The 15,330-nt window shown below is 70.0% G+C and carries 13 protein-coding genes; 9 read left to right on the top strand and 4 right to left on the bottom strand.

The annotated features are described in order from the left end of the window. Positions 1 to 56: 56 nt before the first annotated feature. Both KIH31_RS09525 and KIH31_RS09520 read left to right on the top strand, forming a co-directional pair. On the top strand, positions 57 to 1,256 hold the full coding sequence (locus KIH31_RS09525) for an MFS transporter (RefSeq protein ID WP_214426898.1): 1,200 nt from the start codon (positions 57 to 59) through the stop codon (positions 1,254 to 1,256). Positions 1,257 to 1,301: 45 nt separating this feature from the next. Then, positions 1,302 to 1,811, top strand: coding sequence for an Lrp/AsnC family transcriptional regulator (locus tag KIH31_RS09520; RefSeq protein ID WP_214426897.1), 510 nt, complete (start codon positions 1,302 to 1,304; stop codon positions 1,809 to 1,811). A 31-nt stretch (positions 1,812 to 1,842) separates the two neighbouring features. On the opposite strand, the gene KIH31_RS09515 is transcribed toward KIH31_RS09520, so the two are convergent. Next, on the bottom strand, positions 1,843 to 3,087 hold the full coding sequence (locus KIH31_RS09515; protein ID WP_214426896.1) for an MFS transporter: 1,245 nt from the start codon (positions 3,085 to 3,087) through the stop codon (positions 1,843 to 1,845). 99 nt (positions 3,088 to 3,186) lie between these two features. Here KIH31_RS09515 and KIH31_RS09510 point away from each other — a divergent pair, with 99 nt between their 5' ends. Next, a complete protein-coding gene (locus KIH31_RS09510; RefSeq protein WP_214426895.1) occupies positions 3,187 to 3,723 on the top strand; it encodes an Lrp/AsnC family transcriptional regulator in 537 nt (178 codons plus the stop codon). Positions 3,724 to 3,762: 39 nt separating this feature from the next. Here KIH31_RS09510 and KIH31_RS09505 read toward each other — a convergent pair whose 3' ends face one another. Beyond that, the gene (locus tag KIH31_RS09505; protein WP_214426894.1) at positions 3,763 to 4,872 is read right to left on the bottom strand and encodes a lactonase family protein; all 1,110 of its coding nucleotides are present in this window, start codon (positions 4,870 to 4,872) and stop codon (positions 3,763 to 3,765) included. A gap of 40 nt (positions 4,873 to 4,912) precedes the next feature. Here KIH31_RS09505 and corA point away from each other — a divergent pair, with 40 nt between their 5' ends. The 6 genes from corA to KIH31_RS09475 all read left to right on the top strand — a co-directional run bounded on the left by corA (position 4,913) and on the right by KIH31_RS09475 (position 13,910). Next, positions 4,913 to 5,908: a magnesium/cobalt transporter CorA gene (gene corA, locus KIH31_RS09500; RefSeq protein WP_214426893.1), complete on the top strand. Its 996-nt coding sequence runs from the start codon at positions 4,913 to 4,915 to the stop codon at positions 5,906 to 5,908. A gap of 50 nt (positions 5,909 to 5,958) precedes the next feature. Next, positions 5,959 to 6,843 carry a metal-dependent hydrolase gene (locus KIH31_RS09495; protein ID WP_214426892.1) on the top strand — a complete coding sequence of 295 codons (885 nt, stop codon included), beginning with the start codon at positions 5,959 to 5,961 and terminating at the stop codon, positions 6,841 to 6,843. Positions 6,844 to 6,950: 107 nt separating this feature from the next. Continuing rightward, positions 6,951 to 7,784 (top strand): aldo/keto reductase, encoded by an 834-nt coding sequence (locus tag KIH31_RS09490; protein ID WP_214426891.1) that lies wholly within the window; start codon positions 6,951 to 6,953, stop codon positions 7,782 to 7,784. A gap of 234 nt (positions 7,785 to 8,018) precedes the next feature. Continuing rightward, complete coding sequence (locus tag KIH31_RS09485) at positions 8,019 to 8,840, top strand: hypothetical protein (RefSeq protein ID WP_214426890.1); 822 nt, start codon at positions 8,019 to 8,021, stop codon at positions 8,838 to 8,840. Continuing rightward, a complete protein-coding gene (locus tag KIH31_RS09480; protein WP_214426889.1) occupies positions 8,837 to 10,423 on the top strand; it encodes a DNA polymerase Y family protein in 1,587 nt (528 codons plus the stop codon). Before KIH31_RS09485 ends, KIH31_RS09480 begins: the two co-directional genes overlap by 4 nt. Before the next feature lie 67 nt (positions 10,424 to 10,490). Further along, positions 10,491 to 13,910, top strand: a complete 3,420-nt coding sequence (locus tag KIH31_RS09475; protein ID WP_214426888.1) for an error-prone DNA polymerase — start codon at positions 10,491 to 10,493, stop codon at positions 13,908 to 13,910. An 8-nt stretch (positions 13,911 to 13,918) separates the two neighbouring features. Here KIH31_RS09475 and KIH31_RS09470 read toward each other — a convergent pair whose 3' ends face one another. Further along, entirely contained in the window at positions 13,919 to 14,896 is a 978-nt protein-coding gene (locus KIH31_RS09470) for an aldo/keto reductase (RefSeq protein WP_214426887.1), read from the bottom strand. 76 nt (positions 14,897 to 14,972) lie between these two features. Continuing rightward, complete coding sequence (locus KIH31_RS09465) at positions 14,973 to 15,260, bottom strand: hypothetical protein (RefSeq protein ID WP_214426886.1); 288 nt, start codon at positions 15,258 to 15,260, stop codon at positions 14,973 to 14,975. Between the last annotated feature and the right edge of the window lie 70 nt (positions 15,261 to 15,330).

Here is a 15,330-nt window from a genome sequence, read left to right as displayed (position 1 = left end):
CGGCACGCGCGGATATGCATTGGACGCATGAGAACGACTGTTCCTACGCTGTTTTCATGACCATCACCGGGCAGGCCCTCTGGGAGGGGCATACCAAAGGCAGCCCCGCCTACCGGCGCATCCTGGGCGCCCTGGCGCTGGCCGGCGTCGCGACATTTGCCCAGCTCTACTCGCCCCAGGGCATTCTCCCCTTGGTCGCCCGGGATCTGTCCGTGACCGCCGCGCAGGCCGCGTTGAGCATTTCGGTGGCGACGCTGGGGCTGGCCGCGGCGGTTCTGCCCTGGTCCTTCGCCGCCGACAGGATGGGGCGCGTGCGCGCCATGGCCACCGCCGTCATTGCCGCCACCGTGCTGGGGCTGCTGGTGCCGCTCGCGCCGGACTTCGGCACGCTGCTGGTGCTGCGCGGCCTGGAAGGCGCCGCACTGGGCGGCATCCCGGCCCTGGCCGTGGCTTACCTGAACGAGGAAGTGCACCGCTCGCACGCTGTGCTCGCGGCCGGCACCTATGTGGCCGGCACGACCATCGGCGGGCTCTCCGGCCGGCTGATCGCCGGCCCGGTCGCGCAGCTGGCCGGCTGGCGGGCCGGAACCCTCGCGGTGTCGCTGTGTGCTGCCGCTGCCGCGGCCGGCTTCCTGCTCCTGACGCCCCGCCAGCTGCGGTTCACGCCGTCGGCGCTGCGCCCGCGGGCCGCCTTCGCCCTCCTGGGCCTGCAGCTGCGGCGGCCGGTGCTGCTGGCCCTCTACGGCCAGGCTTTCCTGCTGATGGGCGGCTTCGTGGCGGTCTACAACTACCTTGGCTTCCGGCTTGAGGCGCGCCCGTACCTGCTGCCCACCTCCTTGGTGAGCCTGATGTTCATCGCCTACCTGGCCGGGACTGTTTCTTCCCGCCGCGCAGCGCAGCTGACCGCACGGTTCGGACGGCGGGCTGTCCTCCTGGGCGGCCACGCCACCATGGCAGCGGGGCTGCTCATCACCCTCGCCGGCCCGCTGCCGCTGGTGCTGGCCGGACTGGTGGTCCTCACCGCCGGGTTCTTCGCCGCGCACAGCATCGCCTCCGGGTGGACCGGCGCCGCCGCGGACACCGGGAAGGCCCAGGCTGCCTCGCTCTACAATCTCGCGTACTACTCCGGGTCGAGCCTGCTTGGCTGGGCCGCCGGGTTCGCCTTCCAGGCCTTCGGGTGGACCGCGCTGGCCTTGTCCGTGCTCGGGCTGACGGTGCTCGCGGCCCTGACCGCGCGGGCCGTGCTGCCGCGCTAGGCTGGGTCCGGGCCACGAAGGACGGCCCGGAAGAGGACGGTCGGAATGGGCGCAGCGGGCAGCCAGGGCAGCAACGGCGGACGGACGCAGGTGCTCGACGACGTCGACGAGCGGATCCTCAAGGTACTCGTTGAGGACGCGCGGATCACCAACCGCGACCTCGCGGACCGGCTTGGGCTCGCCCCCTCGACGGTGCTGATGCGCACCCGCTCGCTCGTCGAGCGCGGGGTGATCGAGGGCTTCTCCGCGAAGGTGAACCTCGCCGCCGTCGGACGCTCGGTGCAGGCGCTCATTGCTGTGCGGCTGCGGGCCCACGACCGGGTGCAGATCGATGCTTTCACCGCCAAGGTCCCGGCGCTGCCGGAGGTGCTCTCCACCTTCCACGTCTCAGGCTCGGAGGACTATCTGCTGCACATTGCTGTGGCCGGCACGGAGGAGCTGCGCGACTGGGTACTGGATCACCTCGCCACCGAACCTGTCGTGGGGCATACCGAGACCACCCTGGTGTTCAACCACATCCCCGGCAACGCCGGGCCGCTCCCGCACGTGGGCTGAGACCGGGACCGCAACCGGGGCTGAGACCGGGTCAGGCGCCCTCGGGGCGCAGGGCCAGGCGCAGCGCCGCGGCGGCGAGCGACAGGCAAGCCGCCGCCATGAACACGGCAAAGCCCAGCACGGCCGTGGGCAGCCCGACGGCGGTCGCGGCAGCGCCCATGCCGATCACCGGCACGGCGGAGCCGAGGTAGGTGATGACGTATACGGTGCTGATGACCTGGGCATGCCGGTCCGCCTCGACCCGGCCGGCAATCTCGTTGAAGACCACGCGGAACGCCGCGCCCTGGCCGAATCCGGCGGCAAGGCTTGCGGCCACAAGCAGCCACGGGCTCGACGCCGCGCCGGCCACCGGGATCAGCAGCAGGCTGGCCGCGAGCACCGCCAGGCCGGCCGGCACCAGGTAGCGGCCGCGCAGCGCGAGCAGCTGGCTGGACGCCGAGGCTCCCAGGGTCAGCGCCGCGAGCAGGCCCGCCACCGCGCGGGAATCGGTGTGCACGATGCCCGCGAAATACGTCGGGGCGAGCGAGAGCGTGAAGCCGAAGACGGCGAAGCTGACGAAGCCCACCAACGCCGCCATCCAGAACGAGGACCGTGCGGTGCGGGAGATGGACGGCCGGCGCGGCCGGAGCGTGGCGAAAGCGCGGCCGGCGTCGGCGGGCTTGATGGCGGGACGGGCCTTGAGCAGCAGCAGCGGCACCAACAGCAGGGACAGCGCCGCGGTGTGCGCCAGGAACGGCAGGCGGGTGGGATCCGGCAGCAGCGAGAGCAGGCCGCCGATGACAGGGCCGGCGGCGACTCCCCCGGCGGAGGCCAGCAGGGTGAAGCGGGAGGCCCATTCCGGGCGCAGCGGCATCAGCTCGCGCAGGGCGGCCGAACTCGCTCCGGTGGCCAGCGCCACTGCCGCGCCCTGGAGAGCCCGGCCGGCGGAGAGCATCAGCAGGCTTTGGGCGTTGGCGAACAGGAGGCCGCCGCCGAGCCCGATCAGCACCGCCACCACGAGGGCGGCCCGCCGGCCGATATGGTCCGACCAGTGGCCGGCCAGCATCAGGCACGCGACCAGGCTGAGCACATAGCTGGAGAACGCGACGGTGACGCCCAGGGACGTCATTCCCAGCCGGGCCTGCAGCAGCGCGTACACCGGGGTGGCCAGGTTCGCGCCGACCAGCAGGACCGAGAGCACGACGCCGGCGAGGACGAGCCGGGCGGTGACCGAGGCATCCCAGCCCCGGCGGGGCAGCACAACCGGCCGCATCCGCAGTTCGCTGATGACTGTCATCCGGGGTCCTCCGTTCGTCCGTGTTACCGGCGCAGACTGAGCTATTTCCCCTTCATCGTGCGACAGGATTGAACCCGTGGACGTATCATCGGCTCAGGAATGATCATTCTGACCAATTTTGAGGGATGCCGGCGACGGGAAGTGGTGGCTTTGAGCAAACTGGATGCCCTGGACCTGCGGCTGCTACTGGAACTTGTGCGCGACCCGCGCATCCAGATTGGCGAACTCGGCGAGGCGCTCGGGGTCGCCCGCAACACGGCGCAGGCACGGATCCGCCGGCTGCTGCGCTCGGGCATCCTGCGCGAGGGCGGCCGGGAGGTCGACCTTGAGGCGCTGGGCTATGACGTGCTCGCCTTCGTCACGATCGAGGTGAGCCACCGTGAGCTCGACGGCGTGATCGCGGGCCTGCGCACGCTGCCGCAGTGCCTTGAGGTGTACGAGATTTCCGGCCGGGGAGACGTCTGGTGCCGCCTTGCGGCCACCGACACGCACAACCTGCAGTCGGGGCTGCGGTCGATCCTGCGGATCAAGGGCGTGATCCGCACCGAGACGGTGCTGGCCCTGCACGAACACATCCCGTACCGCACCGAACCGCTCATCAGCCGGCTGGCGCAGGCCGGAACCGCCCCCGCCTGAGGCGCGCGGGATCAGGCGGCCGGGTTCACAACTGCGGGATCAGGACCGCGCGAGCTGGAGGAACTCGATCCACAGCGGTCCGGCGCCCACCTCAGTGCGCGAGACCGCCGTCAGGCCGCCGTCGTCGCCGATCCGGTGCACCGTCACCGCGCCGGAGATTTCGCCGGCAGCCAGCAGGTAGCGGCCCGAAGGGTCGACGGCGATCCCGCGCGGCTGCTGCTCGGTCGGCACGGTGCCAAGCAGGCGCAGCGTCCCGTCCTGCCCGTCGACGGCGAGGATGGAGATGGTGCTGGAAGACCGCTCGCTGGTGTAGAGGTAGCGGCCGTCCCGGCTGAGCCGCAGGTCCGCGCACCAGATCGCGTCCGGACCGGGGTCCGGAACCCCGGGTTCGCGCATCCGGCCGTGGACCAGCCCGAGCGACGCCGGGACGGTGCTGATCCGCTGGAGCTCGGCAAGCGCCCCGGACCGGCTGTCCCGCCCGTAGACCGCCACTTCACCGGACATTTCGTGCAGCACGTACAGGCGGTCCCCGTCCGCGGAAAAGCGCAGGTGCCGCGGGCCGCTGCCCGGTGCACTGTCCGTTGCGGAGACCGGGCTGAGCGTGCCGGCGGCCTCGTCCAGGGCGTAAACAGCGATCCGGTCCGAGCCCAGCGCTGTCGCGTAGACGAAGGCGTTGTCCGGGCTGGGCAGCACGGCATGCGCCCGCAGACCCGGTTCGAGCACCTGCTGCTGCGGGTCTGGCTTCTGGGGGCCGTCATGCTGCTGGGGGCGGGGGAGATGCCCGTCGGCGTCGAGCGTGGACCGGGTGATCTGGTGACCGTGGTACGAGGCCCCGAAGACGTGCCGGCCGGTCGCATCGATGCTGACGTAGCACTGCGGCGCCGGCACCTCCCCCTCCCCGGCGGGGCTGAGCGAGCCGTCGGGGCCGACGTCGTAGGCAGCGGTCCGGCCGGGCGTGAAGGAGAGCGCCGCGTACAGCCGGGTGCCGTCCGGGGCAGCGGCGAGCGCCCTGACCTTGGGCGCCGGTGCCGGCTCCCCTGCCCTGCGCAGTGTCCCCTCGGCACGGTCGAATTCGAACGTGCCGACGACGTTGTCGCCGGCGCAGGCGACATAGGCGAGGGTCCTCGGGGCAGCGGAGTCAGCGGTCATGGTCCCACTTTATGCGGCCTCCGTGTGCCGATAATGGACCGTGACGATCATCAACAACGCCGTGTACGTCGACGGGATCCGCACCGTGGACCCCGCGAACCTGGAACAGACCTACGAGACCCTTGCCTCCCGGGGAGGCATGGCCTGGATCGGCCTGTACCGGCCGTCGCCGCAGGAGATGGCGTCCGTGGCGGCGGAGTTCGGCCTCCACGAGCTTGCCGTCGAGGATGCGATCTCGGCGCACCAGCGGCCGAAGATGGAGCGCTACGGCGAGAACCTTTTCACCGTGCTGCGTCCGGCGCGCTACATGGACCAGGAAGAGGTTGTGGAGTTCGGCGAACTCCACGTCTTCACCGGCCCGGACTTCGTGGTCACCGTCCGGCACGCCGAATCCCCCTCGGTCAGCGGCGTGCGCGCCCATCTGGAGTCGCATCCGGAGATGCTCCGGCTCGGCCCGGAAGCGGTGCTGTACTCCATCCTGGACCGGGTGGTGGACGACTACGGGCCCGTCGTCGCCGGCCTGGAGAACGACATCGACGAAATCGAGGACCAGCTCTTCAGCGGCGAACACGAAGTCTCCCGGCGCATCTACGAACTCTCCCGCGAAGTGATCGAGTTCCAGCGCGCGGTGCACCCGCTGACCGAGATGATCGAGAGCCTCTACCGCGGGTTCGAGAAGTACCACGTGGACATCGAGCTCCAGCGCTACCTGCGCAACGTCGAGGACCACGTCATCCGCATCATCTCCAAGGCCGACGCCTTCCGGGAGCTGCTGCAGAACGCGCTCCTGGTCGACTCCACCCTCACCACCGCCCGGCAGAACGAGACCACGCTGCTGCAGAACGAGCAGGTCAAGCGCATTTCCGCGTGGGCCGCGATTTTCTTCGCTCCCACCTTCGTCGCGTCCGTCTACGGAATGAACTTCGACGTGATGCCCGAGCTGCACTTCGCCTTCGGCTACCCGATGGCGCTGGGCCTGATGCTGCTGCTGAGCCTGATCATGTACGTCATTTTCAAGCGCAAGGACTGGCTCTGACCCGGTTTTCCGACCCTCGGCAGGGGCGGGCGCTTCGGTAGGGTGGAGTCGTGACGCTTCCTTCCACCGATACCCTCGTCAGCTACGCCGCGGGTGCCCTCAGCTCCGAGGGCACCGTGCAGCACATCCAGGAACTGCCCGACGGCAGGCTGGCCGTGCTGCTCGATGCCACCGCGTGCCACCCGGTCGACGCCGGCTGGCCGGACCAGGGCGCGGACCGTGCGGTGCTGCGGGTCAACGGTGCTGAGCTTCTGGTCCTGGACTGCGTGGTCGGCGCCACGGACGGCAGCGAGCTGTTCCTCGGCGCGGACATTCCGGTGCGCAAGGGCACGGACGGCTGGGCCTTCGTGGCGGCGCACCTGGTGGCTGCGGGCTCGCCGGTGGCCGAGGGGGACAGCGTGCTCGTGGAGGTCGACGCCGCCTACCGGCACTCGCTTTCCGCCGGCCATACCGGCTGTCACCTGGCCTCGCTGGCCCTGAACCGGCAGCTGGCCGGGGCGTGGAAGAAGGAGGTGGCCGCCGACGCCGCCGGCAACCCGGATTTCGACGCCCTCGCCATCGAGAGTTCCACCATCCTGGAGAACGGCTCGCTGGACGTGTACCGGCTGGGCAAGTCGCTGCGCCGCAAAGGCTTTGCCCCCGACGCGCTGCTGGAGGACCTCGCGGCCGTGCAGGACGGCATCAACGCCACCCTCGCCGCTTGGACCGCTGCCGGTGCCGCGGTACGGATCGAGCGGGACGGGGACCTGCTCACGGACCGGCGCTACTGGACCTGCGAACTGCCCGAGGGCACGGTCAGGATCCCCTGCGGCGGCACGCATCTGGGCTCCCTCGGCGAGGTCTCCGCGGTCACGGTCGCCCTTGAGCCGGAGGAGGCCGACGGCGCCGTCGTCGTCCGCATGCGCACCACCTGCACCCCCGCAGCAGGGCACTGACCGCAAATCCCTCAGCCTGCTTCGGAATTTTTGGCGCGCAGCGCTGATTGGGTTAACTAGAGGCTGCCCTCAAGGGCATCCCCAATCCGAGCGAAAGTGCAGGTTCCATGACTACCTCTCCCCTGGTTTCCTTCTCTGACGGCAACACGATCCCCCAGCTGGGCTACGGCGTGTGGCAGGTTGAGGACGACGTTGCCGAGGATGTTGTCGGGCGGGCCTTCAAGGCCGGCTACCGCCACATCGACACCGCCAAGATCTACGGCAACGAGGCCGGCGTCGGCCGAGCCATCGCCAATTCCGGCCTGGACCACGACGACATCTTCATCACCACCAAGCTCTGGAACGCCGACCAAGGGTACGAGAGCACCCTGGCTGCCTTCGAGGAGTCGATGGAGCGTCTGGGCCTCGAGACCCTCGACCTGTACCTGATCCACTGGCTGCAGCCCAAGCAGGACAAGTACGTCGACACCTGGAAGGCCCTGATCGAGCTGCAGAAGCGCGGCCGGGTCAAGTCCATCGGTGTCTCGAACTTCACGGTGGAAGGCCTGGAGCGCATCGTCGCCGAAACCGGCGTCACCCCCGTGATCAACCAGGTGGAGCTGCACCCGTTCTTCAACCAGAGCGAGCTGCGCGCCTACCACGCCGAAAAGGGCATCCGCACCGAAGCCTGGTCCCCCCTGGGCCAGGGCGGCGAGCTGCTGCAGAACGAGACCATCAAGGCCATTGCGGACAAGCACGGCGCCACCCCGGCGCAGGTCGTCATCGCCTGGCACCTGGCCATCGGCAACGTGGTGATCCCGAAGTCCGTCACCGAGTCCCGCATCGTGGAGAACTACGCGGCGCTGGACGTGTCCCTGGACGCCGCCGACGTCGAGGCGATCAACGCCCTGGACAACGGCGGCCGCATCGGCGCCGACCCGGCAGTCTCCGACTTCGCCTAACCACCCGCGGTTCCGGGCCGGACCCGGTGCCTGAAAAGACCCCGCATGCGCTGCGTGCGGGGTCTTTTGCGCCCGAAAGATCCCCCCTTTTCGCGCCGGACATACCCCCGTTGTGGCGGCCGGATACACCTCCGATGTGGCGGGCGGATACACCTCGGATACACCCCTGCACCGACAGTCCACAGGGCCGCGAAGCCGATTGACTTAATCGAACACATATTCGAATATTGGGTTGTGGAACCACTGTTGGAGAGCCCCTTCGGGGAGGCTTCGGAGAGCGCTCCCGCCGCGGCCGGCGCCGCGGCGGCGGCCTCGCAGGTGTCCACCCTCCAGGCCCGGATCCGGCAGATGCAGGAACGCCGGCTGGGCTCGAAGAGCATTCCGACCATGCCGGCGCTGGCGAGGATCCTGCCCGGGGGTGCCCTGCAGGCAGGAGCCGCCTATTCGGTGCTGGGGTCGGCTTCGCTGGGCATGGCGCTGCTGTCGGGGCCCTCCGCCGCCGGGGCATGGTGCAGCGTGGTCGGCATCCCGTCCTTCGGCATCGAAGCCGCCGCGCGTTGCGGCATCAACCTGGAACGGCTGGTCCTGGTCCCGGATCCCGGGAATCAGTGGCTGACAGTCACCGCCGCCCTGATGGATGTCATGTCCCTGGTGCTGATGCGGCCCCCGTCCAAGGTGAGCGCCTCGGATGCTTCCCGGCTCGGAGCCAGGCTGCGCCAGCGGGGCAGCACCCTGATCGCACTTGGTGAGTGGCCGCAGAGCGAGGCGACGCTGCGGATCGAGAACAGCAGCTGGGACGGCCTGGGCAGCGGCCACGGGCATCTGCAGGCCCGTCTGGTCACGGTCTCGGCGGGGGCCCGCTCCCGCGGTGGAAAGCCCAGGACCGCCCGGTTCTGGTTCCCCGACCGGGACCAGGCGGACCTGGACCTGGGGCTGCGCGCTCCGGAGCTTTCCGCTGCCGGGCTCCCCGGGCTTTCCCCCGCGCCGCAACCGCCGCTGCTGGAACCGACTTCGCCGTTGCGGGAGCTGCCATTCAAGGCGGCGGTGAACTCATGAGCACCGTCTCCGCGGTCCGCACCATTGTTCTCTGGTGCCCGGACTGGCCCGTGACGGCAGCGGCCCGGGCCCACGGACTGGATGCGTCACAGCCGTTGGCCCTGACGGACCGGGGCACGGTCTTCGCCTGCTCTGCGGCCGCCCGCGAGGAAGGGGTTCGCCGGGGCCTGCGGATCCGCGAGGCCCAGTCCCGTTGCACGGAGCTCGTGGTACTGGCCTACGACGCCCTGCTGGACCAGCGCATTTTCGAACCGGTGCTGACCGCCATTGAGAACATCATGCCCGGCGTCCAGCCGCTCCGGCCCGGCACCTGCGCCATCCGGGCACAGGGGCCGAGCCGCTACTACGGCGGCGAGGCGCAGGCGGCCAAGGTGCTGCTCGACGCTTTGGAGGCCATGGGGATCAGCGGGGCCAAGGTTGGCATCGCCGACGGGCCCTTTACCGCCGAGCAGGCCGCCCGCCTTTCCGGCGCCCACGCCACCGGCATCGTCGCTGCCGGCGAAGCAGCCGCGTTCCTGGCCCCCCTGCCGCTGGCAGTCCTGGACCGGCCGGAGCTCTCCAGCGTCCTGCTGCGGCTGGGGATCCGCTGCCTGGGGGACTTCGCCGCCCTGCCGGAACGGGATGTCCTGGTGCGTTTCGGCGAGGACGGTGCCCGCGCGCACCTGCTTGCCCGCGGGCTGGACAAGACCGATGTCGCCCCGCGCACCCCTCCCCCGCAGCTTGAGGTTGCCCAGGACTTCGAGCCGCCCCTGGACCGGATCGACCAGGTCACCTTCGCTTTCCGCCGCTCCGCGGAGGGATTCGTCGCCGGGCTGCGGGAAGCGGGGCTGGTGTGCACCGGCCTGAAGATCCTGATGCACACCGAGTCCGGCCAGGTGCAGGAACGCGAGTGGCTGCATCCGCGCTGGTTCACCGCCGACGACGTGCTGGACCGGGTGCGCTGGCAGCTTCAGGGCGCCGGCGCGGTGGAGCAGGGACTCGGGTCCCGGATCACCCGGGTCCAGGTGCTGCCCGAGGCAGTCGACGAAGCGGCGAACCACGACGAGGGGCTGTGGGGAAGCGCCCCGGAGGAGGGCATCCATTCAGGCCTCTCCCGGGTGCAGAGCATGCTCGGCCACGGCGCGGTCCTCACCGCCCTCATCGCCGGCGGCCGGATGCTCGCTGACCGCCGGGTGCTGGTCCCGTGGGGGGACGCCGCCCCCGGCGGGGAGGCAGCGATCGCAGCGAAGCGCAGCAGGCCCTGGCCCGGGAACCTGCCGGGCCCGTCGCCGGCCACGGTGTACGAGCAGCCCCAGCCGGTGCAGGTCCTCGACGAGGACGGCAGCAGCGTCGACGTCGATGAGCGCGGCCTGCTCTCCGCACCCCCGGCCCGGTTCTGCGGGACAGAGGGGGGCAAAGCGGCCAGCGCGGACACTGCCTGGCACCGGGTGCAGTCCTGGGCCGGCCCGTGGCCGATCACCGAGCGGTGGTGGGACGCCGCCGGGCGTCGGCTGCACCGCTTCCAGCTCACGGACACGGAGGGAGGCGCCTGGCTGCTGCTCCTCGAAAACCACAGCTGGTGGGCGGAAGCCAGCTACGACTAACAACTACGACTGACAGCCAGCATCACGGCCGGCAGAACCGGCACGGCCGGGACGGAAGGAGGCACCGGTGGGATTTTCCAATCCACCGATCCCCTGGTCCGAGTTCGAGCGGCAGCTCTCGGACCGCAACAGGCCCGGAGGGCGTCCGGTCGGGGCGGACGGCGGCGACAGCCCCGCCTGGTCGAACAAGCGCGAACCCTATGTGGCCGCACCCGAGCCGCCGGCCCCGGCCGGCCCGCACGTGCCCTACGCCGAGCTGCACGTCCACTCGAATTTCAGTTTCCTCGACGGCGCGAGCAGCCCCGAAACGCTGGTGGAGGAAGCCTCCAGGCTCCAGCTCGGCGCACTGGCCCTGACCGACCACGACGGGCTGTACGGCGCGGTGCGGATGGCCGAAGCAGCCGAGTCCCACCCGCAGCTTGGCACCGTGTTCGGCGCCGAACTCTCGCTGGAGCTGAGCAAACCCCAGAACGGGGAGCCGGACCCGGAAGGCAGCCACCTGCTGGTGCTCGCCCGCGGCTCCGAGGGATACCACCGGCTGGCGGCCGCGCTGACCGCAGCGCAGCTGGCCCACGGGGCCGAGAAAGGCAAGCCCCGCTACTCCGTCGAGGAGCTCGCCGCCCGTGCCGGCGGCCAGTGGCACATCCTTACCGGCTGCCGCAAGGGACGGGTCCGGCAGGCCCTGGCCCGCGACGGCGAAGCCGGCGCCCGCCGCAGCCTGGAGGAGCTCATCGACCTCTTCGGCAGGGACAACATCTCGGTTGAGCTCTACGACCACGGGGAACCGCTGAACAGCTCCGCGAATGACGCCCTCGCCGGGCTGGCCTCGCGGCTGCACCTGCCGGTGCTGGCCACCAACAACGTGCATTTCGCTGCCCCGCAGCAGCACCGGCTGGCCGCGGCCCTCTCCGCGGTGCGGGCCCGGCGCAGCCTGGACGACATGGACGGCTGGCTGCCGGCGTCCGGGGCGGCCCACCTGCGCAGCGGCGCCGAAATGGCGGCCCGTTTCGGCCGCTACCCCGGGGCCGTGGAACACTCCGTGGAGCTGGCGGCCGAGCTGTCCTTCCGGCTGCGCGCGCTCCGGCCCGGGCTGCCAAAGCAGAAAGTCCCGGAGGGCCACACCTCCATGAGCTGGCTGCGCGAACTGGCCTGGAAAGGCGTCCGGAAGCGCTACCCCGATGCCGGCGCCGACCCGGAACAGGTGGTCCACCGGCGCATCCAGAAGGAACTCGACGTCATCGAGGCGAAGGGCTTCCCGGGCTACTTCCTGATCGTGCACGAAATCGTCCAGTTCGCCCGCAGCCGCGGCATCCTCTGCCAGGGGCGCGGCTCGGCAGCCAACTCGGCGGTCTGCTACGTCCTGGAGATCACCGCGGTGGATTCGATCAAATACGACCTGCCCTTCGAACGTTTCCTCTCCAGCATGCGCGACGAGGAGCCGGACATCGACGTCGACTTCGACTCCGACCGCCGCGAGGAGGTCATCCAGCACGTCTATGAACAGTACGGCCGGTTCAACGCCGCCCAGGTGGCCAACGTGATCAGCTACCGGCCGAAGTTCGCCGTCCGTGACATGGCCAAGGCGCTGGGCCACAGCCCCGGCCAGCAGGATGCCTGGTCCAGGCAGGTGGAGCGCTGGGGCGCCCTGGTTTCCAGCGACGACCACGACATCCCCCGGCCGGTGGTGGACCTCGCCCAGGAGGTGCTCAGCTTTCCCCGGCACCTGGGCATCCATTCCGGGGGCATGGTCCTCACCGACCGGCCCGTCGGTGAGGTCTGCCCGATCGAGCACGCCCGGATGGACGGGCGGACCGTGCTGCAGTGGGACAAGGATGACTGCGCCTGGATGGGCCTGGTGAAATTCGACCTGCTCGGCCTGGGCATGCTGGCGGCGCTGCAGTACTCCTTCGACCTGGTGGAGGACCACCTCGGCGAGCGCTGGGATCTGGACACCGTGACCAAGGAGGAGCAGGCGGTGTACGACATGCTCTGCCATGCGGACTCTGTCGGCGTGTTCCAGGTCGAGAGCCGGGCCCAGATCGGCATGCTGCCCCGGCTGCAGCCCCGGCGGTTCTACGACCTCGTGATCGAGGTGGCCCTGGTCCGCCCGGGCCCGATCCAGGGCGGCGCGGTCCACCCGTTCATCCGCCGCAAGCTCGGCCAGGATCCCGTCACCTACCTGCACCCCGACCTTGAGCCCGTGCTCTCCCGCACCCTTGGCGTACCGCTGTTCCAGGAGCAGTTGATGCAGATGGCGATGGTGGTCGGCGGCTGCTCGGCCGAGGACGCTGACCTGCTCCGCCGGGCCATGGGCTCCAAACGAGGGCACGAGCGCATCGATTCGCTGCGCAGCAAGCTCTACGAGGGGATGGCAGCCAAGGGCCTCACGCCCGAGGAAGCCGATTCGATCTACGGCAAGATCCAGGCCTTCGCGAATTTCGGGTTCGCCGAAAGCCACTCGATCAGTTTCGCCTTGCTGGTCTACGTCAGCGCGTGGATGAGGCTGCACTATCCGGGGGCGTTCCTGGCCGCCCTGCTGCGCGCCCAGCCGATGGGCTTCTACTCGCCGCAGACGTTGGTGGCCGACGCGCGGCGGCACGGGGTCCAGGTCCTCCGCCCGGACATCCTCCGTTCGGGGGTCGACGCCGGGCTGGAACCGGCGGACGGCACCGGCGGAGGGCCCACCGGAAGAGACTCCTGCCTGGAAAAGGACCAGCCTCCGTCCGGCCCGTTCGACCGGTCCGTCCCCTTCGACTCAGCGCTGCACCGGCGGGACGGGAACCACGCCGTCCGGCTGGGACTGGCCGAGGTACAGACGATCGGCAAGGAATTTGCCGCCCGGATTGTCCGGGAGCGGGAGGAAAGCGGGCCCTTCACCGGCATGGCGGACCTGGCCCGGCGGGTGGAGCCCACCGTTCCCCAAATGGAGGCACTCGCGGCGGCCGGTGCGTTCGAGCCGTTCGGCCTCTCCCGCCGGGAGGCGCTGTGGGGTGCGTCGCTGGCCGCCGGGGAACGCAAGGACCAGTTGGGCGGCACTGCCGTGTACGTGCAGCCCCCGCTGCTGCCCGAACTCTCCGCACAGGATGAGGTGACGGCGGATCTGTGGGCCACGGGCATTTCCCCGGCGGATCATCCGATGCGCCATGTGCGCGGCCTTCTCTCCGGCCGGGGGGTGCTCAGCGCCGGGGACCTGCTCTCGGCCGAGTCGGGCCGCCGGGTGGAAGTGGGCGGGGTGGTCACTCACCGGCAGCGCCCGGCGACGGCCAGCGGCATCACTTTCCTGAACCTGGAGGACGAGACGGGGCTGGTGAATGTGGTGTGTTCGGTGGGGGTCTGGAAGCGGCACCGGCGGGTGGCCCGCGAGGCCCCCGCGGTGATCGTCCGGGGCATCCTCGAACGATCACCGGAGGGCGTGGTGAACCTCGTGGCGGACAAGTTCGAGCAGCTCAAACTCGGCGCCCGCACCACGTCGCGGAACTTCCAGTAGCGGCGAGGCTACCGGTTGACCGGGGACATATCCGCGTACCGGTCCCCGACCGGGGTCGCAACCTTGTCCAGGGCCGCAAGCTGGTCAGCGCTGAGCTCGATCGCGTCCGCCGCGGCGTTTTCCTCCATGTAGGCCACGCGCTTGGTGCCCGGGATGGGCGCAATGTCGTTGCCCTGGGCCAGCAGCCAGGCGAGCGCAACCTGGCCGGGCTTGGCGCCCAGTTCGGCTGCGACGCCGTCGACCTGCTCCACAATCCGGATGTTCTGCTTCAGGTTCTCTCCGGCGAAGCGCGGATTGTTCCGGCGGAAATCGTCTTCGTCGAGCTGGTCCACCGACCGGATGGTGCCGGTGAGGAACCCCCGGCCGAGCGGCGAGTACGGCACGAACCCGATCCCCAGTTCGCGCACCGTCGGGAGGATTTCCGCCTCCGGATCGCGGGACCAGAGCGAATACTCGGTCTGCAGCGCTGTCACCGGGTGGACGGCGTGGGCGCGCCGGATGGTCGCCGGAGCGGCCTCGGAAAGCCCGATATGCCGGATCTTCCCCTCCTGCACCAGCTCGGTGAGCGCACCCATGGTGTCCTCGATCGGCGTCGCGGGGTCCATCCTGTGCTGGTAGTACAGGTCGATATGGTCCGTGTTCAGCCGCTTCAGTGAACCCTCCACCGACAGCCGGACGTTCTCCGGGCTGCCGTCCAGGCCCCGGCTGCCGTCGCCCCGGTGCAGGATGGTGCCGAACTTGGTGGCAATCACCGCCTCGTCCCGCCGGCCGGCCAGGGCGCGGCCCAGGAGCTCCTCGTTCTTGTACGGTCCGTACATTTCAGCCGTGTCGTAGAAGGTGATGCCGAGCTCAAGCGCCCGGTGGATGGTGCGGACCGATTCCGCCTCGTTGGTGCCGCTTCCGGTGTAGAAAGCGGACATTCCCATGCAGCCCAGGCCCAGACGGGAAACGTCCAGTCCCTGGCTGCCAAGCGTGACGTGCTTCATGGCTGTGTGTCTCTTTCCTGTTGGAAGGCAATGGTGAGGTTCGGGGCGGCGGCGGCAGCCGGCAACCCGGGTTCGCTCAGGCGGTGCCTCCGGCGTGCAGTGCGTCGTCGCTGCCGTCCTCGCCTTCTCCAAGGTTGGCATCCGGAAGGTCCAGGTCACCGAGGGCCTGGTCCATGGACGGCTCCCCCGCCGGGACGTCGTCGCCGTCCGGGCGGACGCCGTGTGCCTGTTCGTTGATCAGGGCCTGCTCCTCGCTGAAGCGGATGTCGTTCGCCTCATCCCCCGCGTCGCCCGGGCCGTCGTCGCGCGTGTACTCCGTCGTCGGATTCACGATCCGGCCCTCGCCGCTGTTCTGCTCGCTCATCGCGTTGTCCTTTCTGGAGGGATCAGTGCCGTGCCCGAAGACACACCATAAGCCTACTTTCTATCTCTCG

The organism is Paenarthrobacter sp. DKR-5 (assembly GCF_018531425.1).
Lineage (GTDB): Bacteria > Actinomycetota > Actinomycetes > Actinomycetales > Micrococcaceae > DKR-5.
This window is presented reverse-complemented; position numbering and strand designations above follow the sequence as displayed.